Source organism: Laspinema sp. D2d (assembly GCF_025370755.1).
Lineage (GTDB): Bacteria > Cyanobacteriota > Cyanobacteriia > Cyanobacteriales > Laspinemataceae > Laspinema.
In genome coordinates this window covers 38,110-57,461 of sequence record NZ_JAMXFC010000007.1, presented here as the reverse complement: position 1 = coordinate 57,461, position 19,352 = coordinate 38,110, and the positions used below count along the sequence as shown (strand labels likewise).

Genomic DNA, 19,352 nt, shown 5'->3' with positions numbered 1-19,352 from the left:
TCCTCCCCATCTCCCCCATCCTCCCCATCTCCCCTATCTCCCCTACCCTCCCCATCTCCCCCATCTCCCCCACCCTCCCCATCTCCCCCATCTCCCCCACCCTCCCCATCTCCCCCATCTCCCCCATCCTCTTCTTTTAACTTAAATAAGGCTGCAAATAGGCCAATAATAGTTTTTTAATTTCCTGTCTGACTCGCTGCTGAAATTGGTCATCTCGGCTTAGGGAGAGTCTGCGCAAATTGCGGACTGCTTCTACGACAACTAAGGCGATCAGTTCGCCGGTTGATGGATCGAGGTTGGGTGCTTTTAATTGATAAAACTCTGCTAATTTACCGGCAAATTGAACACATAAATCGGAATCCATGTCTTGCACTTCTTGGCAAGCGGCGCGGGATTTGAAAAACACCGCTCGATACCCAGGATGTGCCGTGATTAATTCATCAAATGCATCCATGACTCGATCAATATAAACCTCTAGGGGTAAGGTTGCCATTTCGGGCGAATGTAACTGAAAAAACATTTCATGCATTTGCTCCAGATAGCGGGTGGCGAGTGCTTTGAGAATGGATTCTTTATCGGGAAAAAAACGATACAGGGATCCAATTGAGGTCCCAGCGCGGGCGGCGATCGCATTGGTGGTGGCCCCTTCATATCCGACTTCTGCAAACAATCCATCTGCTGCATCAAGGATCTGATTCACTCGCTTAATCGCCCGCATCTGCTGCGGTTGACGCCTCATCCCTTCTACTTTTGAAAATTCTTCTTCCATTTTTCCCCCAGAGCGTTGACAAACATGAGCAGTTACTCGTATATTATAAACATGAGCATGAACTCGCGTGTTCAGCGGCATCGCCAACCCGTGGCAGGAACCCCGACTCCCGAGAGGGATTTCACCCCAGGCGATCGCCCAGCAAGTGTCCCAAGAGTTAGAGTCAGCATCAGTTGAGATACTGGCTTTCCCAAGCCTGAGTAATTTTGCGGTTGCCATTTAAAGAACAAACGCCTGAATTGCTCACAAATATAAAAATTAACCGGATTGAGTTTACCCCAAATCTCGATAACTCGGGTTCAACTTTACCCATTTTTATTAAATTTCCCATAACGGGGACTCATCTGCCGCCCACTGAATCGGTAAGATTTGCCCAAAATTTCTCCAAGAATCAGCTCCATAATCGGGAAATTATCAACCCGGCATTTTGAAACTTTATCGGTAGAAAATAGCGACTCAAACGCATCAAATTCCCTTTTGTTCAGGGACAGATTTAAGAAAAAATTAAACCCTCATTAATGGAGAGCCAAGGATGATTGATCGTTTAGAAAATATGGATGGGCTAAACTTATCGCTCCCCGTTGTCCAGTCTGGAGCAATTGCCCAACCGAACGGACCCACTACTGGGGGGAAAACTCGACAAAAATCGGACCCATCCAGACGAAAATCATCGTTATCTTGGCTTAAAAAAAGTTTAGGATTCATGACATTGTTCGCGGCGATCGCAGCAATTGGGAGCGTGGGAGCCATGCGGTTAAATAGCCAAACGGAAGCAGAAGAAGCCACGCCAACTGAGGTACAACCAGCGGGATTGCCAGTACGGGTGGTTCCGGCGCAGTCGGCCCCCATTCAAGCCTGGGTCTTTAGTGATGGGTTTGCCTCCGCCGTGCGCAGTAAGCATCTCACTTTTGAAGTGCCGGGAACGATTACTTATATTAAAAAAATCGAAGGGCGAGATTTACGAGAGGGCGATCGCGTGCGGGAAGGGGAATTACTCGCCAAAGTAGACGATCGCAAACTCGCAGCCGACATCACCCAAGCTCAAGCGGGAACCGCCGAAGCCCAAACCCAGCGCAGTGTCGCCCTTGCCAACCTCGACCAAGCCCGCGCTAATTTACAACAGGCAAAAGCGGGAGTTGAGCAAAACCAAGCCTTGTTAGAACAATCCCGCTCTAAAGTAGAACAAGCGCGAGCGAATCTAGCACAAATTCAATCGAGAGTACAACAAGCCCAAGTGGGGGTACAACAAGCCGAAGCCAAAGTAGAACAAGCCCAAGCCAACGTCGCCCAAACTCAAGCGCGACAGGGACAAACCCTCGCCAATTTAGCCCGTTCCCAAGCCAATCTCCAAAAAGCCCAAGCTGATCTCGACCTCGCCATCAAAGAACAGGAGCGACGTCTAACATTATATCAAGAAGGGGTAATTTCTCAAAGTGATTTGGATGTTTATACTAATCGTCGCCAAAACGCCGAATCCGGCTTGAATGCTGCCCAAAATGAAGTGAAAGCTGCCGAACAAGAAGTTCAAGCTGCGAACAGTCAAATTATCGCCGCACAAAAAGAAGTGGAAGCGGCCAAAAGCCAAGTGAGTGCTGCACTCCAAGATGTAGCAGTGGCGAAAAGCCAAGTCACTGCCGGGGAACAAGAAATAGCCGTCGCACAAAGTCAAGTGACGGTTGCCCATAGTCAAATTAGCGCCGCCGAAAGCCAAGTTCAGGCAGTGGCAGGACAAGTCCAGTCCGCACAAGCCCAAATTTATGCAGCAGATGCGGGGATTGCCTCGGCTCAAACTCAGGTCACCCGGGCCGATGTGAACTTGGAAGATAGTGCGATTTATGCCCCATTTGATGGGGTTTTGGCTTATTTAAATATCACTGAGGGAGATTATTGGTCACCCCAGCGAGTGCAACCGAGTGGGGAATATGAGAATATTGTGGAACGGGTGCCGATGATTGTCATTGACCCGGGGGAATTTGAGGTCAATGTAGAACTTCCGGCGTTTGAAGGGGACCGAGTGAGACCGGGACAACGGGTGTATATTGTGTTAGATGAAGAGATGAGCGCGGCATCTGCGGGAGAAATGACCAGTGATGAACTGACGAAACTGGCGAGGGCATCGGGACAGGTGTTTTCTGTCAGTCCTTCAGTGACACCGGGAGGGCGTGCGATGTCTGTCACAATGCGAATTAAGCAAGGAAGTGAGAATCTCCGGCATGGGTCCCGAGTGTCGGCCTGGATTGCGGTGGAGGAAAATCCCAATGCCACTACAGCACCGTTTGAGGCATTTGTTTTTCGCGATCGCCAACCTCATGTTTTTGTGGTCAACCCGGAAACAGGACGAGTGGAACAACGGAAAATTACGCTAGGCATTGAAGGAATTTCTCACCGGGAAATCGTCGAAGGAGTGAATCCCGGAGAGTTATTGGTAACTGAGGGGAGTAATCGGTTGGTAGATGGTGCGCTGGTGGAGATTGTGGAGGTTTTGGATTGAAGAAGGTTCTCACACTGGGGTTCCGGAACATCACCCTGGTCCCGGAACCTCACCCTAACCCTCCCCTTCGCAAGGGGAGGGGACTGGAAGGATTGAAATGAGCTGTTAACCGATTTAAGTATAAAAAATATCATGACAACTACCATTTTACCACCGCAACCGCCTCAAAATGACGACTCACAAGAGCAGGATATTCCTGATGTTCAGAAGGCATCTTCCCTGAGTAAATTCTTCTTTTTAAAGCCAGTTTTTGGGATTTTACTGTGTTTTTTGCTGGTGATTGGGGGGGTGATTGGTGCGGTTTCGATGGTGAAAGAAGGGGATCCAGATATTAATGTAGCGATCGCCAGTATTGAAACAATTTGGCCCGGTGCAGACCCTGAAACCATTGAAAATCAGATTACGGACAAAATAGAAAATGAGCTTAAATCCCTCAAAGGGTTAAAAGAAATTAGTAGTGCTTCTTATGACGGGCGATCGCGAATTGTTGTAGAATTTCGCGCTGAAGCCCCCGTCAATGAGTCGATCGCCTTACTGCGGGCTCAAGTCGATGAAGCAAAACCAGAACTCCCGCGAGATGCGGAACAGCCGAAAGTCGAACAAATCTCCGTCCAAGATACTCCCGTTCTGACAATTGGCTTATTTGGAAATATCGATATGGCGGTTCTGAGTCACACTGGGGAAGATATTAAAGATATTTTAGAAAAAGTTCCCAACGTGCGAAAGGTCGAACTAGGAGGAGAACGCAAAGAAGTCATTCAGGTACAATTGATTCCGTCACGTCTGACAACTTTGGGGATTTCTCCCACCCAAGTCAGCAGTGCGATTCAACAAGGTAACATTGATATGCCTTGGGAACAGGTGGAAAGCGATCGTATTGGGACTCAAGTGCGATTGTATGGCCGATTTCGCTCGGTGGAAGAGCTCCAAGATTTGCCTGTAGCGCGGTTAGGCGGTTCCAATGGTCGGGTCGTTCGTCTCAAAGAAATTGCTGAAGTACGACGGGATTTAGAACGGGAAAAAAATCGCGCCTTTCTCAGTTGGAATGGGGGAGAATTTGAACCCGTCATCAACGTTGATGTGGTCAAAGTTCCTGGGTCTGATACAATTAAGGTTGTGAAAGACTCCATTGCTGCCTTAGATTTAGCGCAACAAAACCCCAATATCTGGCCTCATGGCCTAGAATACCGCGTTATTAATTCTGACGCCCAAACGATTCAAGAAGACCTCCGGCGGCTTTTTGATAACTGTTGGCAAGGGATTCTCGTGGTGTTTGTTATCCTATTTTTCGCCCTCAGTTGGCGGGAAGCATTAATTGCGGGATTGTCGATTCCCTTAACTTTTATGGGTGCGATCGCCATTCTGTGGATCGGCGGACAAACCCTAAATTCAATGGTTACCATCGGCATGATTCTCGCCTTGGGATTGCTTGTTGATGTTTACATTCTAATGATGGAAGGATTGCATGAAGGAATTTTCGTACGCGGACTTACCTTTAATCAAGCTGCCCTCTCCACCGTCAAAACCTACGGTTTAGCCGCCTTTTCCGGCCAGTTAACCACCATTTTAGCAATGGCCCCGTTAATGGCAATTAGCGGTACAATGGGTAAATTTATTAGATTTATTCCGATTAGTGCTATTACCTGCCTAGTTCTCAGCTATATTATCGCCTTATTCATTGATGTTCCCCTATCGCGCTTCTTACTCGGAAAGGTCAAAAATCATGGCAAAAAAACCTGGGTTGATCACCTCAACGAATCCGCTGCCCATCGCTATGCTAAATGGAGTCTAAAAACTACCGTTTCCAACAAAAGAACGGCCAGTTTATGGGTATTAGGCACAGTCAGTTTATTTGTTTGTACTCTAATTTTAGTGGGAACGGTTCCCGGTACTCTATTTCCAGACTCTGATAAGCTGAAAATGAGTATCAATGTGGAACTTCCTCCCACCACGACCCTAGATACCTCCCAACAGGTGGCAGATGAAATCGGAGAAGTATTGCGGCAAAAAGATTACCTGACTAACATGATTAAATTTGTGGGACAGCGGAGTAATCTGGTGACGGAAAGTGGCATGAAACCGAATCAAGGTAACTATTTAGTCGGCTTTTCCGCCATGTTTACCCCGAAGACTGAACGCGAACTTTATTCCTTTGAATACGATCGCCAACTCCGACAGGAATTAGACCAACTCATCCGCCAATATCCTGGTGCCTCTCTCGTGGTCAATACCGAAAGTACCGGGGAAGGGGGAGACCCGATCGCCATTCAAATTCAGGGACGGGATATGACCGAATTGCGCCGGATTTCTGGGGAAGTCCAAATGGCACTGCGCCAAATTCCTGGCACTACTGATGTGCGAGACGACCTCGGGGCCTTGCGTCCGGATATCAAGTTTCGACCCCGACGCGAAGCGATGAATTTCTATGGACTAAATCCCGATGATTTAGCGATGCAAGGTCGTTATATGATGACAGATAACGAAATCGGTAGTTTTCCAATTGGCGGCGGTGAGGAAGACCTGGAAATCAGGCTGAGTATGGCTTGGCCGTCCCGAGGCGGTGCCGTCGGGGGTCCGACGCGCCAGGACGAACTCCAGACCATTCGCGTGTTTGCAGGCGATCGCACCTTGTCTGCCGCTCAAGTGCTAGAATCAGAATTATCAGAAGCGCCGTTATCCATTGTACACAAAGATACACAGCGGACGGTCACGGTTTTAGCGAAAACAGACAACCGGACTTTAGGAGAAATTTTGGGAGATTTTCAGCCGAAACTCGATGAAATGCGCCGTCAATGGCCCCAAGGATATGACTATAAGTTCGCCGGAGAAGCACAAACCCAAAGTGAGACCTTTGGTTCAGCGCAACAAATGGCAGGAGTCGCAATTTTCCTCGTGTTTGCAGTGTTAGTGATTCAGTTTGGATCATTTACCCAACCCTTTATTATTATGCTAACGATTCCCTTTGGGTTAATTGGCACCTTTGGGGGGTTTTTCTTAGCTTGGATTCCGATTTCGTTTCCGGCAGTGATTGGGATTATTTCCTTAGTGGGAATTGTGGTGAATAATGCGATCGTGATGGTGGAAACCATGAATACCTATCGCGATCGCGGGATGACCATTCAAATGGCAGCGGTTCAAGGTGCCGCCGATCGCCTTCGTCCCGTCTTATCCACCAGTTTAACCACCATTGGCGGAGTTGTTCCCTTGGCATTTAGTGACCCCGTGTGGTTTCCCCTTTGTGCCGCGATCGGGTTTGGATTGACCGCTTCTACCGTGATCGCCTTGCTGGTAGTTCCTGCCTTATATTTACTGCTAACCCCGAAACCCTCGGTATCCGTAGAACATTTGGAATAAAAGTCCAAAAATGAGTCCTGATCTCGATAAAATGCAACAGAACCCCCGAATGTTTTAAAGGTACTGTGGAAGGATTTCTGAATCTCAACAAACCCCCTGGCATGACCTCTCATGACTGCGTATCCCGGATCCGAAGACTGTTGCGAACTAAGCGCGTCGGACATGGTGGAACCTTAGATCCAGCAGCAACAGGAGTCTTACCGATCGCCGTCGGTAAGGCAACGCGCCTGCTGCAATACCTGCGCCAAGATAAAGCTTATCAGGCAACCGTCCGTCTGGGGGTCACCACCACCACCGATGATTTAGAAGGAGAAACCATCACCTCGGTAGCAGTTCCCCAACTCACGCGGGAACAGGTTGAAGCACAATTACCGCAATTTCTCGGGAAAATTACTCAAATTCCCCCTGCCTACAGTGCAATTCAGGTGCAAGGGAAGCGGTTGTATGATTTAGCAAGGGCGGGGGAAACCATCGAAGTCCCGAGTCGTATGGTAGAGGTCCATAATATCCAGGTATTGGCGTGGCGGGAGGGGGATTTTCCAGAAATTGACCTCGCGATCGCCTGTGGACCCGGGACCTATATCCGGGCGATCGCCCGGGACCTCGGAGCCCTCTTGCAAACCGGCGGAACCCTCGCACATCTCACCCGGACCGAAAGCTGTGGGTTACCTTTGAAAGATAGTTTAACTTTTGAAGACATTGAAACTCAAACCAGTCAGGGGACATTTCAACTCATTCCACCAGATACAGTGTTAGCCCATTTAAGTCAGATTGCTTTAAATTCTACTGATGGTCGTCGCTGGTGCCAAGGTCAGCGGATTCCCCTCGCGGAGTTAGGGGAAATTGTATCCCCCCTGCGGATTTATGCAGAAGATGGCACATTTTTGGGGATTAGCGAAATTGAATCACCCGATGGCGACTGGGTTTTAGTGCCGAAAATGGTATTTGAACCGGATTTCGGGAAAGATGAAAAAATAAATTTTTCGGAATGACTTTCCGGATTATTTGGGAATAGAGTTAGGTCTCACACCAGACGCCTAGTCTCCTGAACAGGCATTCCTACGCTTTGGGCTTAGGAATGCCTAAAACGACTGAAGTCGTTCTCCCCCTATAATACTAATAATAATTATACTAATAGTTTTTACCGTCTGAAATCTAAAACATTAGAACTAGAATTGGGGCGATCCAGTCCAGATTTCACCCAGTGAATACAGGCTTGCTCTGATTTAAATATTTTAGGTGCAGCAACATTTTGTAAATTATCCGGCTTATAATGGTCGTAAAAGAACTTATCGGCCATTTGATAAATAATGATTAAATTTTCTCGATAAGTATAACGATGTTTAAAGCTATCCAGACTTTCTTCCACATCAGAATGAATAGATAAGTGTTCTTTGGCGATCGCAATAATCCCTTCCAGGCTACTAGAATGAATTCCGGCGGGATTATGGGCTTTATGTAAATTACCGCGATGCCCTAGTTCCGAGAGTAAATGATAGGAATAAATTGGGTCCCTATCCACAGTGCCAAACACATAAGGGATAATCAAGTGACCGCAATCGGCGATCGAATATTCGTAAAGTAAACGAGTCATGATGGTGGGGTCAGTCGGTTAGGTTAACCCAAATTTTATCACCTTGCGGATGGGGAGGATGGGGAGGATGGGGGGGATGGGGAGGATGGGGAGGATTGGGGAGATGGGGGAGATTGGGGAGATGGGGGAGATTGGGAGGACTGCCATGAAGATGGATTGGATCCTCCTGGCTTGACTCTGCTGAGTCACCAGAACTTACTCTCCCCTATCTCCCCTATCCCCCCCATCCTCCCCATCCCCCCTATCTCCCCTATCCCCCCCATCCTCCCCATCCCCCCCACTCCCCTACCGGGACAATTTCAAGAAGGCATTTTTGACGGATTCAGGCAATTGACGCATAATTTTGCCCTTTTCCATATCCACCGTCACCAGGGTAACCACTCCGGTGAGGTACAACTCTTGTGCATCGAGGGACTGAATCTGATATTCCCAATTGAGGCGGACCCCATCCATTTCTAGCATCCGGGTTCTGACGATCGCCTCGGTGCCCAGTTTCATGGGTTTGTGGTAGCGCAAGGCTAACTCAACCACGGGTAAATCACACCCGAGGGCGACTAAATCGGCGAAATTGACCCCGATCGCCCGCAAGGATTCGACTCGTGCTTCTTCCATCCAGGTGATATAGGCACCATGCCAAACGATGCCCGCATAGTCAGTATGATGGGGATAAGCCCGGATGGGGTACTCGAACCATCCTTCGGAGGATTTTTCGCCAACGCGGGCGATCGCGCCGGTTGGGGGGAGTTGGGGTTGTGTCTCTTTTTCCTCAGTCATGTTACAAATCGATCCAAAACTCTACATTTCTACAAATTTTCAGTAAGTAATAAGTCTTACATTAAAGATGAAATACCTAAATCGAGCAATCTCTGGGGTCGTTTACCTCGCCCCCTAGAGCTTTCCCGAAACGGAATCAATTCAGGGATTCATCCCTACATAGTATGCTGTTGTAGCCAGGAGCTAAACTTATGATCCAAAAAATATTAGTGGCAGTGGCAGGACGAGGACTCTGTGAAGAGATGGTCAAGATGTTGATGGACATCCCCTCGTTTCAAACTGCCTCAGTGACGGTCCTGCACGTCGTGGCCCCCGAAGTCACCGCTGATGGGATGGCGGATAAATTGGCAGAGGGGGGCAAAATCCTCGCCGATGCGGTCAAATTTTTGAATATCGACCCCAGCAAAGTTAATCCCCGACTGAAGCAGGGAGACCCAAAAACCGTCGTCTGTGAAGTGGCGGAGGAAGAAAAGGCTGACCTGATTGTGATGGGGTCCCGGGCCTTGGGGCGGTTGCAAGCGATTTTAGAAGGATCCGTAAGTCAGTATGTCTTCCAGCTTGCTTCGCGTCCGATGTTGCTGGTTAAAGATGATGTCTACGTTAAGAAAATCAAGCGAATTGTCGTGGCAGTGGACAAATCCGACTCGGCGAAACAATGTCTGGATTTGGCCCTGGCGATGGTCAAAGATATTGATGGAGGGCAGTTGGAGTTCGTCCATGTTTCCTCAAAACCCGTGGACAACCCAGAACAAGACCCTGTATTAGTCGCGGCAGTGGCGGAGGCGAGGAAGTATGGCGTTTCCTATCGCTGCCACACCCCGAAAGGAAAAGCGGGAGAAGAAATTTGCCGGTTAGCGGATGATTTGAATGCGGATCTCGTGATGCTGGGTTCCCCCGATCGCCGCCCGAACATTGCTAAAAACTTTGTGGACCTCGATCGCCTCTTAGGGGGGTCTCTCTCCGACTATGTAAGGGTTTATGCTAACTGTCCGGTGTTATTAGGTCGGACTTCTACCTAATTCACCCCCTAAAATTCCCATGAAAAAGGTGCCAAACATTGGGTTTTGGCACCTTTGATTAAGGAGACTCTCCCTGGTAACCGGACGCGATCGCGTCGTTTCCCAGCGACTGTAGGAGTTAGAACTTGAAGAAAGCACTCGGAACCGTTCCGAGTGCCAGAACAAGCCGCCGGTTAATTTAGCTCTCTTTGCTTTTGCTGGCGGTTTGAATGTAGAGGATCAACAGGAACACGGCTGGGACGAGCACAAAAAGAAGGCTTGCCACAAATCCTAGGTCGTTAACTTGCATAGAACCCCACTATTTTTTCAATCTTAAAATTCAATACGATCAGAATATCATTATTGCTGGACTACGGTGAGGCTGATCGACCTAAATTCTTTGAACCCAGATCTGGGGTGAGGCGACCCTATATTTAGGGCGGGGGTTAGGGCTTGGTTTTGACGCTCACCGGCCCATTCACCAGGGCTTGACAAGCCAGACGATAGCTGGGGGGCTTTTTCTTAAGTTTTTGATTTTCGACGGGAGTGCGATCGGAGAGATTTTCCATGCCTTCGACGACTTCGACGATGCAGGTACCACATTGACCGTAACCGCCACAGTTCATCAATTTCCCGACAAACTTGTAGAGTTCGATTCCATTTTCTAAGGCTTTCAGCCGCAAGTTGGCTCCATCTGCCGCGACTACTTCCTTGTTTTCATCCACAAATTTGATATTAGGCACTTCTCTTCTCCATAGTTGCGATCGAGCGATACCGATTGGGGCCCATGAGTTGTCCAGAATTAGGCCAAGCCTTGGCACGGACTCAGGGCCGATGTTAGGTCCTCTCAAATTTTAGACCGTCATGTTAACTTCTGTAAAGACTGCCTACATCCTGTAGGGGCAATTCACCAATTGCCCCTAAATTGCTCTCCAGATTGCCCCTTCGGCAAACTTAAGGCGTAGAAATCAGCCCCTCATTCACATTCCCGATCGCCCGTTCCATAGACGCTAAGGCCCGATTGTAAGTCACGATCGCCCGCAAGCGGTTATTTTGCGCCCGCGTCAGTTCCGTTTCCGCCGTCAGCACATCCGTTTGAGTCCCTACACCCGCTTGAAACCGCAACCGCGCCAGACGCAAACTTTCCCGCGCCTGATCCACCGCAATATTCGAGGTTTGGATATTCTCGAAGTTCGAGCGCAAATTAAAATACGCTTGCTCTACCTGCAAACGGACCTGGTTGCGAAACTGACCGAATCGCGTTTCCGCAATCTCAATATTTCGTTCTTCCTGAACGGCGCGGGCTCTAGCGGCCCCCCCATCATATAAATTCCACTGCACCCTACCCCCTAAGTTGTAGCCATCAGCCAAATCCAAGTCATCCCCAAAGACTTCCACCACGTTATAGTTGGCAAACAAACTGACTTGAGGACCCATAGCAGACAAGGCAATCTGACGCTGATAATCCGTTAGGTCCCGCTGTAACAACAACTGCTCTAACTCAGCGCGATTTCTCAACGCCAAGACGATGCTATCTTCCAACGACAAATTCCACAGCCCCGAAATTTCCACAGGTTCCGCAGCGGAAATATCCACCACTTGCGAAACATTTAAAATCCGCGCAATTTCCCGGCGACGGATGCGCTGCTGTGCCTGCGCCTGGGTGAGGGATTGCGCAGCATCAGCTAACTGGACCCTAGCCCGCAGCACATCAAACCTGGTCCCCAATCCTGCTCGTTCCAAAGCTTCAGCATCTCGTAAGCTTTGTTCAGAACTTTGCACCGCAGAGAGGCTGATTTCAATTTGGTCATCCGCTTCTTGCAGGTTGTAATAAGCCTCTCGAACCTCTAAGCGCAAGTCAGCCAGCACCCGTTCCAGGTCTAATTCACTCACCAGCAATTGGGTTTCAGCCAAGCCAATCTGACCCGATCGCCGCCCAGAATTGTACAAGTCGTAAGTTAATTCTACGCCGCCATCTAAGCTCGTGCTCCCGCCTTCAGGGGGTGGGGCATTATCTCCTAACTGTTGTCTTTGGCGCTGATTGGCTAAATCTGCTCCCGTGGAATTTGAGCGCGATAGGCTCGATTGCACCCCCAAGTTCGGATACAAGGCGGCACGCGCTTCTCGTAAGGCGGCGCGATTTCGATCCACCGTGAGTAGGGCTTCTTGCAGTTGCTGGCTGTTTTGTTCAGCAATTTGCAGGGCCTGTTCTAAGGTCAAGGGTTGGGTGCCGACAATCTCCACTTCATCGGATTCCGTCGGAAACTGGAGGGGGTTAGGGTTAGGGGTCAGGTACTCCGGTACGTTTTCTACAGTGGGGGTCACCCCCTGGGCTTGTACACCCTCCCTGGGCGCTGTTGTGCCCTGGGTTTCCCCGGCGGGAGAGGCGGCTGCGGGGGCTGGACTGGGGCGGCGATCGCCGGATGGCTCAGTCTGTCCAAAACTTGCGCCGATATCGCTTAAGGCGATTAGCGTTCCCATACCCACAGTGATCAGATATCGAAAAGTTCCCATAAGTTTTTGATTCGGCGTGCAATTTAATAAGACTTCCAGGTTTAGGCCAACACTTTTTAAGGTATAGCAGATCGCGATCTTTGCGATGAAATTTCATCGACATGAGTAAACGGCTGAAGATGCACCGGATTAGAATTCGCTACCGCGATCGCGACCTTGGGATCAAGGCTGCCCTGGTAAAGATAAGTGGCTTTGCTTTCCCCTGCGCGACTCATATTCCAGTGATTGACGCACAATCCGGCTCCTGAGTTGCAGGTTTAATTTTAGCGGAATTTTTTCAAGGATTCGGCTAGAGTTGTTTTAATTTTTAGGGGTTTCTCCTTTTAAAATCGAATTTTCGCAGGGATTAAGTTGGACTTATCTCAATTTATTTTCCTATTTTTTATAATTTTTTCGCTCCCTTATAAGGAGGCCAACTGAATATTTTAGCCTCGGTTTGGTCGTTGGGGACGAGTTTGAAACCACATGATAATTCCGGTAACAGCAAGGGTGATTAATCCCAATCCGTTTAACAGGGGATAAACGGGGGCTAAGTTTACGGGTCCAAATATACCCTGATGGAGGTCTAGTAACCCCCTAAATTGGGGTTGGTTGCCGCTAACTACAGCAATTTGATACAAGATTCCGGTGATGGCAGTCAAGAGCAGGGGTAAAATGGCGATCGGGGCCAGGATGCGGTGCAGTTTCCGTAATCGGACTTTATTGATAGGCATGATGGTTCATGGATTGATAATAGAGGTATGGGTTGGGGAACGACTGAAGTCCTTGCTACGAACATCAGAGAACGACTCAGAAGATATTATTGTAAAGGATTGAGGTTGGGTTTTCGTTTGAGATAGGAAAGGACACGGGGGGCCGTGTCCAGAGGAAAAATGCGATCGCGGGATGGATTAGATATTAGGAATTGTCTGGTTGCTCGTCGCTTGCCGGTTTGGTTTTCTTTTTACTGAATAAAAACCACCAGAGTTCTAATCCAATTAAGGTGATGCCCCCTACAATCACTCCAGATTTTATTGGTAAGGGTTGTTCGATTTTTTGCAATCCGGGGGAGGAGTTCGTTTGGTGTCCGGGCATTTCTGACATCGCTTGGGCTGTTGCTGTTACCCCGGTTACCGAGACGGTGGTAACTGCCAATAAAGGTATCCAAATTTTGGTCATTTTCAACATAAAATTAGCCTTGTGTCAAGAGAGTTTACGGTTTTAATTACCGAGGATTTTACCTAGAAATGATGGGCGTTAAATTTGCGCAAGCGCAAGGCATTGGTGACGACGGAAACTGAACTCATTGCCATTGCCGCCCCGGCGAGGATGGGATTGAGCAACCATCCGGTAAACGGGTAAAGAATGCCAGCAGCAATGGGAATACTAGCCGTATTGTAAATAAAGGCAAAAAACAGATTTTGGCGGATATTTTGAATCGTGGCTTGGCTGAGTTGAATTGCCGTGACGATACTTTGTAAATCACCCGAAATGAGAGTAATATCACTCGCGGCGATCGCTACATCAGTTCCGGTTCCAATCGCAATTCCGACATCCGCTTGAGCCAAAGCAGGGGCATCATTAATCCCATCACCTACCATTGCCACAATTTTACCCTCAGCTTGCAATTCTTTGATTTTATCCGCTTTTTGCCCGGGACGAACTTCAGCAAACACGCGATGAATTCCGACTTCTTGAGCGATCGCATAGGCGGTTTTTTGATTATCTCCAGTTAACATCACCACCTCTAATCCCAGGCGGCGTAATCCTCGAATAGCCGTAGCAGAAGAAGGTTTTAAAGCATCGGCTATTCCGAAGACTCCTTCAATTTGTCCATCAACGGCAATCCAAGGGCTAGTTTTGGCTTCCGATTCCCAATTTTCTTGATAAGTTTGTAATGCTTTAGTATCAATCCCTAATTCCTGCATCCATCTTGCTGTACCGATTTGGACGAGGCGATCGCTGACCATTGCCTGAACTCCCATCCCGGCTACGGCTTCAAAATTCGTAACCCTTGGAAGCGGCATTTCTACCCCTTGTGCTTTCGCATACTCTACCACTGCCTCGGCTAAGGGATGCTCAGAATTACTTTCGACAGCGGCAGCTAATCGTAACAAGTTAATTTCATTACTATGAGCCGTTCCTCCCACGGTGACATAATCGGTTACCGTGGGTTTTCCTTGGGTCAAAGTTCCCGTTTTATCTAAGACAATGGTTTGGATTTTATGAGCCAGTTCTAAACTATCAGCACTTTTAATTAAAATGCCATTTTCTGCCCCTTTTCCCGTTCCTACCATGATGGAGGTTGGGGTTGCTAAACCTAGAGCACAAGGACAGGCAATAATTAACACGCCAACGGTGGTAATAATGGCGAGTGTAAGATTTCCCATGATGGCAAACCAGATTACAAAGGTAGCGATCGCAATGGCAATTACCACTGGGACAAAAAATCCCGTCACGCGATCGGCTAACCGTTGAATCGGCGCTTTACTCCCCTGCGCATCTTGCACCAATTTGACAATTTGCGCCAACACCGTATCCTTACCAACGCGCAACGCTTTAAACTTAAAACTTCCGGTTTTATTCATCGTTGCCCCAATTACTTCATCCCCGGTTTCTTTCTTCACTGGAACCGATTCTCCCGTCACCATTGACTCATCAATTAAAGAAGAACCCTCCAAAACTGTCCCATCCACCGGAATTTTTTCCCCGGGACGGACTAAAATCACATCCCCGACCCCCACCTCTTGAATGGGAATATCAATTTCTTGACCCTGGCGAATTACCCGTGCTGTTTTTGCCTGTAATCCCATTAACTTTCTAATCGCTTCAGACGTTTGCCCTTTGGCTCTATTTTCAAACAATAACCCCAGCAAAATTAGCGTGATAACCACTGCGGTAATTTCATAATAAACTTCCGGCATTACCCCTTGAATGGTAAAAAATCCGGGGAAAATTGAGAGAACCAAGGAATAGAAATAAGCAGAACCCGTTCCCAGGGCTACTAGGGTATTCATGTCTGCATGATGATGTTTAAACGATTTCCAGGCCCCCACAAAAAAGGACTTGCCACACCAGAAAAAAACCGGAGTTGTTAGGGCAAATTGCACCCAAGGATGATGCAACCAATCTGGAATAAAGGGCCAAGAAATTCCCGTCATCATCGGCAGGGAACCCACCACCAAAATGGTGCTCATGATTCCCCCAAAAATTACCTTATGTTGTAATTCTTGTTGTTCCGCTTGCCGAGATTGTTGTTCTGCATCGATATCCCTCATCCCCAATTCTTCCAGGGGTTCAGCAGTATATCCCGCATCGGAGACAGCACTTTGAATGCGATCGAGGTCCGCCTTTCGGGGATTATACTTCACCCGCGCTTGTTCCGCGCTAAAGTTGACGCTGCATTCTTCCACACCGGGAACGCCTTGGATCACCTCTTCAATGCGGGTTGCACAAGAGGCGCAACCCATCCCTTTTAATCTCAAATTGACTGTTTCCATCATTCAAACGCTCTCATTACAAGGGTTGTTTAAGCTTCTTGACTTCAGCATAAACCTTCCCCCACACTGGAGAGTCTAGTAGGTTTAACAAAACTTTACATTTTCCCGGTTTCCCTATTTAGGAAGACCCCGGCAAAGTCTCAGAAACCACGTTTCTATCAAAATTTTGAGCTAAATTCCCCCAGATATTGCAGAAACCCGGTTTCTGGTCCCTCCGCAAGGGTTCAGATTGTCCCTTGGCAAAGGTTAGACACCGGGTTTCTTGTCCCAATCTGGGATAAGTAGCAAAATCTAATTCAAAAATAGGGTTTCTGGTCCCTTAGCAAAACAGAAAGAGTTATCGATCCCAATCTGCAACCTCATAAAGAAACTTTGTCCCCCCAAGCAACTTGCGATTATAAGAGGTACTTTGCACAAAAACGAGATACTTCTCTAAATTAGCGGGTTTAATTCGTACCGTTTCTCCCGGAGGTAATCCTAACATCTCACGCGCCGATTCTCCCTCAAACAAATCCCCAGTTGCCCGATCCATCAAGATAATCTCTTTTTTCCCTTGAATCGTTTCAGTTTTGGTAAACTCATAGAACCCCCGCCCGGTTTGAAACGTTAGCCCATTTTCAATTACAAAATCTTTAATCGCACAACTTTTATCAATATCCAAAACTTGAAATCGACCCGGCGTCACCGCCCGCAAATCCGCTGATTCTCGGTATAATGTTTCCTCGCGATTGAGCATGGTATTAAACATTTTGTTTAACCCGCGACTCATCCGACCCTGTTCGGTGACTTCTACTTCATACGCTTGCAGTTGGTCATCGGAGGATTGCTGATAACAAACTGCTAAAAATAGGTCCGTAATATAGGCAAACTGGTCTAAATTAATATGAAATCCGCCAGATTTTTCCGCCAATTCTTTATAAAAAAGGGTGGCATGGGAGCGATTAAGGGCTTGTACGCCATAAACGGGAATTCCCATTTCAGCTAATTTATCGACTTCCTTGCGCCAGTTGAGTTTTTGAGGATTTTGAGCCGGTGCATGGGGAATATCATCGCCAATTAAAACGAGGGATTTGGTACTGGCAGAACTCCAGGATAAAGATTGAGCTTCATGTAAGACTAATTCATAACATTCCGGTGCATCTCCCCCGCCGGTTGCTTCGACAGTTTGCACAAACTCGCAAATTTTATCCGCATCTCCTGATAAATCTAAGTGTTTGGTAACGTAGGTTTTACCGGCATCGCAGTAGTCACCGTGGGCAATGATTCCGATGCGAATTCCGGGGATTTCATCTAATAATCGGGTGATGCTTTGTTTGAGGTTGCGGCGAACTTGGGTGAGGCAAGGGTACATACTCCCGGTGGTGTCAAAACTGAAAACGACATCAATAGTTTTAAGGCTCATTCCGGTTTCTCCTATAGTCGTTGAGTTGGAGTTATAGGCGAGTTAATAGCGGGTTTCCCTGTAAATTCGATGCCGGGTAAGGACAAGATAAGGCTGTGTCTTTACCCGGTTTTTACGCCCTTATAGTCTCATTATATCCAATGTTGATTTTTTTGTCAATACTGGGTAAATTTCTGAGTTGGGTAGAAGTTAGTTAGCACAATCAATGCCGGATTTAAGAGAAATAAACCTTGGAGATTTGTAGGGTTAGGCAGTCGCTTTTCCCGTCATCTCCACTCAAAAAATCCACCTACTGGAGGATGGCGCTGAGGATTGAACTCAGGATCCAGATGCCTACCCCGACGATCGCAAAGATGGCGAGGATTAACCCACCCAAGAGCAGCACAATAAAGAGGGTGTCGGCTTTTTTATCCGAGGTGGGGGCATCTAAGTGAGTTTCTAACAGTTCCATATTGCGGACGTTGGCTTTCCAGGCAGCATCAAATAAATCGCCAACGACTGGGACTGTTCCAACCAAGGCTTCTAGGAGAATGTTGTACACCATTTGCACTAAACTTTCACGGGGAACACCGATTTGAGCCGCGCTGAATACAATGTAAGCGGAGAGTAAGGCACCCACAATATCGCCCCCTGCGGGGAGGAGTCCGAGGAGGGGGTCGAGTCCAAAGCGAAAGCGAGTTCCGGGGATGCGAATTGCGCTATCCAGGAGTTTACTGAGGGTGCGCAGGCGTTTGAGGGTCTTGAGTTTTGGGTCCGTTGGAGTCATCATGGGCGAGGGTCAATAGGGGGTCAGTAACTGATTTCCAATTATGACGGAAGAAAGGGGCAACTGAGTTGCGCGATCGCCGCCTAGGAAGAAATTACTACCAAATCCGGTTACGGTGACGCTGCTTATTTTGTATAGAAATACAGCGGTTTTACCAGGAAATGAGCTAGAGGAGAACAGGGGAGGCGATCGCCAAATTTCAGAGAATCACCCTCCCGGTAGATTACAGGAGCAGGGGGTATTTTGCTATCGTCGAAAAGGTGAATCAGCCGATATAAACCTTAAATTAGGACATTAAAAATGCCGGAAGACTATAAACCACAACGCACAGTTTCTGCTATTTTTCAAGACCAAGCCCAAATTGATAGTGCCATCCGCCGTCTCATCGATCGCGGGATTCCCCAAGACCATATTTCTGTGATGGGGAAAAATTTTCAATCTAATACTCGCATCACCGGATTTATTACTAAAAAAGATGTAATTTTAGGCGGATTAAGAAGCGGGGCGATCTTCGGGTCGCTATTTGGTTCATTTTTGAGCTTACTAACCGGAGTAGGGGTGTTATTTATTCCCTTTCTCGGTCCCGTGGTGGCGGCGGGACCCCTGAGTGCTGTATTATTAGGGGCAGCATCGGGGGCGATCGCTGGAAGTGCGGGGGCCGGATTAGTTTCCGTGTTTGTTGCCTTGGGAATGCCAGAAGAAAAAGCAGCAGTTTATCAAACTCGTTTAGAAGCGGGGGAATTTCTGGTCATGGCGGAAGTTCCTGAAGGAAAATCCGGGGAAATTCAACTCCTGCTGGAAAGTGCTGGAGGACAAGAAATTGCCATTAATTCTATGACTTTACCTCGTCCTTGTTCCGGGTCTTGCAACAGTGCAGAAGACTTATCGCCGGAAGTCCGAACCCATCTATCTCCGGATGCTCAAACTACGTTTATTCAACGATATAATGCGGTTCTGGCTGAAACTGCCGACGCGATGAAAGCTGAACAAGCTGCATGGGAAACCATTCATCGAGAGTATGAAGAAGATGAAAATGGGGTGTGGTCTAAATCCAAGGTCATGGTTTAGGATATCGCCCTCAATCAGGAGTAAGATAATTTTGTTTTAGGGAGCCAAATGTTTCCCCTCCAAAAGGTTACAAACCGGATTTCTTGAAAAAATCTTGGGCAATGAGCAATAAATCTTGGGCCGAACTCCGGTTTCTTGTTCCT

16 protein-coding genes are annotated in these 19,352 nt (G+C 47.9%); 5 read left to right on the top strand and 11 right to left on the bottom strand.

The window, feature by feature from the left end; translation table 11 throughout:
* Positions 1-136 precede the first annotated feature (136 nt).
* Positions 137-988 (bottom strand): TetR/AcrR family transcriptional regulator, encoded by an 852-nt coding sequence (locus NG796_RS06995; RefSeq protein WP_261205184.1) that lies wholly within the window; start codon positions 986-988, stop codon positions 137-139.
* Positions 989-1,301: 313 nt separating this feature from the next.
* Between NG796_RS06995 and NG796_RS06990 the strand changes: the two genes are divergently transcribed.
* The 3 genes from NG796_RS06990 to truB all read left to right on the top strand — a co-directional run bounded on the left by NG796_RS06990 (position 1,302) and on the right by truB (position 7,606).
* Positions 1,302-3,260 carry an HlyD family efflux transporter periplasmic adaptor subunit gene (locus NG796_RS06990; RefSeq protein ID WP_261205183.1) on the top strand — a complete coding sequence of 653 codons (1,959 nt, stop codon included), beginning with the start codon at positions 1,302-1,304 and terminating at the stop codon, positions 3,258-3,260.
* A 132-nt stretch (positions 3,261-3,392) separates the two neighbouring features.
* On the top strand, positions 3,393-6,614 hold the full coding sequence (locus NG796_RS06985; protein ID WP_261205182.1) for an efflux RND transporter permease subunit: 3,222 nt from the start codon (positions 3,393-3,395) through the stop codon (positions 6,612-6,614).
* A gap of 65 nt (positions 6,615-6,679) precedes the next feature.
* Positions 6,680-7,606 carry a tRNA pseudouridine(55) synthase TruB gene (gene truB / locus NG796_RS06980; RefSeq protein WP_261205181.1) on the top strand — a complete coding sequence of 309 codons (927 nt, stop codon included), beginning with the start codon at positions 6,680-6,682 and terminating at the stop codon, positions 7,604-7,606.
* Between the two features lie 149 nt (positions 7,607-7,755).
* On the opposite strand, the gene NG796_RS06975 is transcribed toward truB, so the two are convergent.
* Together NG796_RS06975 and NG796_RS06970 are read right to left on the bottom strand one after the other, a co-directional pair.
* Positions 7,756-8,208, bottom strand: a complete 453-nt coding sequence (locus NG796_RS06975) for a hypothetical protein (RefSeq protein WP_261205180.1) — start codon at positions 8,206-8,208, stop codon at positions 7,756-7,758.
* A 285-nt stretch (positions 8,209-8,493) separates the two neighbouring features.
* Positions 8,494-8,982, bottom strand: coding sequence for an acyl-CoA thioesterase (locus NG796_RS06970; RefSeq protein WP_261205179.1), 489 nt, complete (start codon positions 8,980-8,982; stop codon positions 8,494-8,496).
* A 191-nt stretch (positions 8,983-9,173) separates the two neighbouring features.
* Here NG796_RS06970 and NG796_RS06965 point away from each other — a divergent pair, with 191 nt between their 5' ends.
* The gene (locus NG796_RS06965) at positions 9,174-10,001 is read left to right on the top strand and encodes a universal stress protein (RefSeq protein ID WP_261205178.1); all 828 of its coding nucleotides are present in this window, start codon (positions 9,174-9,176) and stop codon (positions 9,999-10,001) included.
* A 178-nt stretch (positions 10,002-10,179) separates the two neighbouring features.
* Here the strand turns inward: NG796_RS06965 and psbM are convergent, their stop codons facing one another.
* From psbM to NG796_RS06925, 8 genes are all read right to left on the bottom strand, one after another.
* Positions 10,180-10,290, bottom strand: a complete 111-nt coding sequence (gene psbM / locus NG796_RS06960) for a photosystem II reaction center protein PsbM (RefSeq protein WP_015147816.1) — start codon at positions 10,288-10,290, stop codon at positions 10,180-10,182.
* A 136-nt stretch (positions 10,291-10,426) separates the two neighbouring features.
* Positions 10,427-10,723 carry a (2Fe-2S)-binding protein gene (locus tag NG796_RS06955; protein WP_261205177.1) on the bottom strand — a complete coding sequence of 99 codons (297 nt, stop codon included), beginning with the start codon at positions 10,721-10,723 and terminating at the stop codon, positions 10,427-10,429.
* A 211-nt stretch (positions 10,724-10,934) separates the two neighbouring features.
* On the bottom strand, positions 10,935-12,494 hold the full coding sequence (locus tag NG796_RS06950) for a TolC family protein (RefSeq protein ID WP_261205176.1): 1,560 nt from the start codon (positions 12,492-12,494) through the stop codon (positions 10,935-10,937).
* A gap of 425 nt (positions 12,495-12,919) precedes the next feature.
* Entirely contained in the window at positions 12,920-13,207 is a 288-nt protein-coding gene (locus tag NG796_RS06945; protein WP_261205175.1) for a PepSY domain-containing protein, read from the bottom strand.
* 184 nt (positions 13,208-13,391) lie between these two features.
* A complete protein-coding gene (locus NG796_RS06940; RefSeq protein WP_261205174.1) occupies positions 13,392-13,661 on the bottom strand; it encodes a hypothetical protein in 270 nt (89 codons plus the stop codon).
* Positions 13,662-13,714: 53 nt separating this feature from the next.
* The gene (locus NG796_RS06935) at positions 13,715-15,973 is read right to left on the bottom strand and encodes a heavy metal translocating P-type ATPase (RefSeq protein ID WP_261205314.1); all 2,259 of its coding nucleotides are present in this window, start codon (positions 15,971-15,973) and stop codon (positions 13,715-13,717) included.
* A gap of 337 nt (positions 15,974-16,310) precedes the next feature.
* Complete coding sequence (locus NG796_RS06930) at positions 16,311-17,375, bottom strand: vWA domain-containing protein (RefSeq protein WP_261205173.1); 1,065 nt, start codon at positions 17,373-17,375, stop codon at positions 16,311-16,313.
* A 289-nt stretch (positions 17,376-17,664) separates the two neighbouring features.
* The gene (locus tag NG796_RS06925) at positions 17,665-18,144 is read right to left on the bottom strand and encodes a DUF4112 domain-containing protein (RefSeq protein ID WP_261205172.1); all 480 of its coding nucleotides are present in this window, start codon (positions 18,142-18,144) and stop codon (positions 17,665-17,667) included.
* Positions 18,145-18,441: 297 nt separating this feature from the next.
* Between NG796_RS06925 and NG796_RS06920 the strand changes: the two genes are divergently transcribed.
* Positions 18,442-19,209 carry a ChaB family protein gene (locus tag NG796_RS06920; RefSeq protein ID WP_261205171.1) on the top strand — a complete coding sequence of 256 codons (768 nt, stop codon included), beginning with the start codon at positions 18,442-18,444 and terminating at the stop codon, positions 19,207-19,209.
* Positions 19,210-19,352: the final 143 nt, after the last annotated feature.

Excerpts from the sequence above, each read along its gene's own strand:
- NG796_RS06995 (WP_261205184.1), bottom strand. The coding sequence starts at position 988 with ATGGCAACCGCAAAATTACTCAGGCTTGGGAAAGCCAGTATCTCAACT.
- NG796_RS06990 (WP_261205183.1), top strand. The coding sequence starts at position 1,302 with ATGATTGATCGTTTAGAAAATATGGATGGGCTAAACTTATCGCTCCCC.
- NG796_RS06985 (WP_261205182.1), top strand. The coding sequence starts at position 3,393 with ATGACAACTACCATTTTACCACCGCAACCGCCTCAAAATGACGACTCA.
- NG796_RS06975 (WP_261205180.1), bottom strand. The coding sequence starts at position 8,208 with ATGACTCGTTTACTTTACGAATATTCGATCGCCGATTGCGGTCACTTG.
- NG796_RS06970 (WP_261205179.1), bottom strand. The coding sequence starts at position 8,982 with ATGACTGAGGAAAAAGAGACACAACCCCAACTCCCCCCAACCGGCGCG.
- NG796_RS06965 (WP_261205178.1), top strand. The coding sequence starts at position 9,174 with ATGATCCAAAAAATATTAGTGGCAGTGGCAGGACGAGGACTCTGTGAA.
- psbM (WP_015147816.1), bottom strand. The coding sequence starts at position 10,290 with ATGCAAGTTAACGACCTAGGATTTGTGGCAAGCCTTCTTTTTGTGCTC.
- NG796_RS06950 (WP_261205176.1), bottom strand. The coding sequence starts at position 12,494 with ATGGGAACTTTTCGATATCTGATCACTGTGGGTATGGGAACGCTAATC.
- NG796_RS06945 (WP_261205175.1), bottom strand. The coding sequence starts at position 13,207 with ATGCCTATCAATAAAGTCCGATTACGGAAACTGCACCGCATCCTGGCC.
- NG796_RS06940 (WP_261205174.1), bottom strand. The coding sequence starts at position 13,661 with ATGTTGAAAATGACCAAAATTTGGATACCTTTATTGGCAGTTACCACC.
- NG796_RS06935 (WP_261205314.1), bottom strand. The coding sequence starts at position 15,973 with ATGGAAACAGTCAATTTGAGATTAAAAGGGATGGGTTGCGCCTCTTGT.
- NG796_RS06930 (WP_261205173.1), bottom strand. The coding sequence starts at position 17,375 with ATGAGCCTTAAAACTATTGATGTCGTTTTCAGTTTTGACACCACCGGG.
- NG796_RS06925 (WP_261205172.1), bottom strand. The coding sequence starts at position 18,144 with ATGATGACTCCAACGGACCCAAAACTCAAGACCCTCAAACGCCTGCGC.
- NG796_RS06920 (WP_261205171.1), top strand. The coding sequence starts at position 18,442 with ATGCCGGAAGACTATAAACCACAACGCACAGTTTCTGCTATTTTTCAA.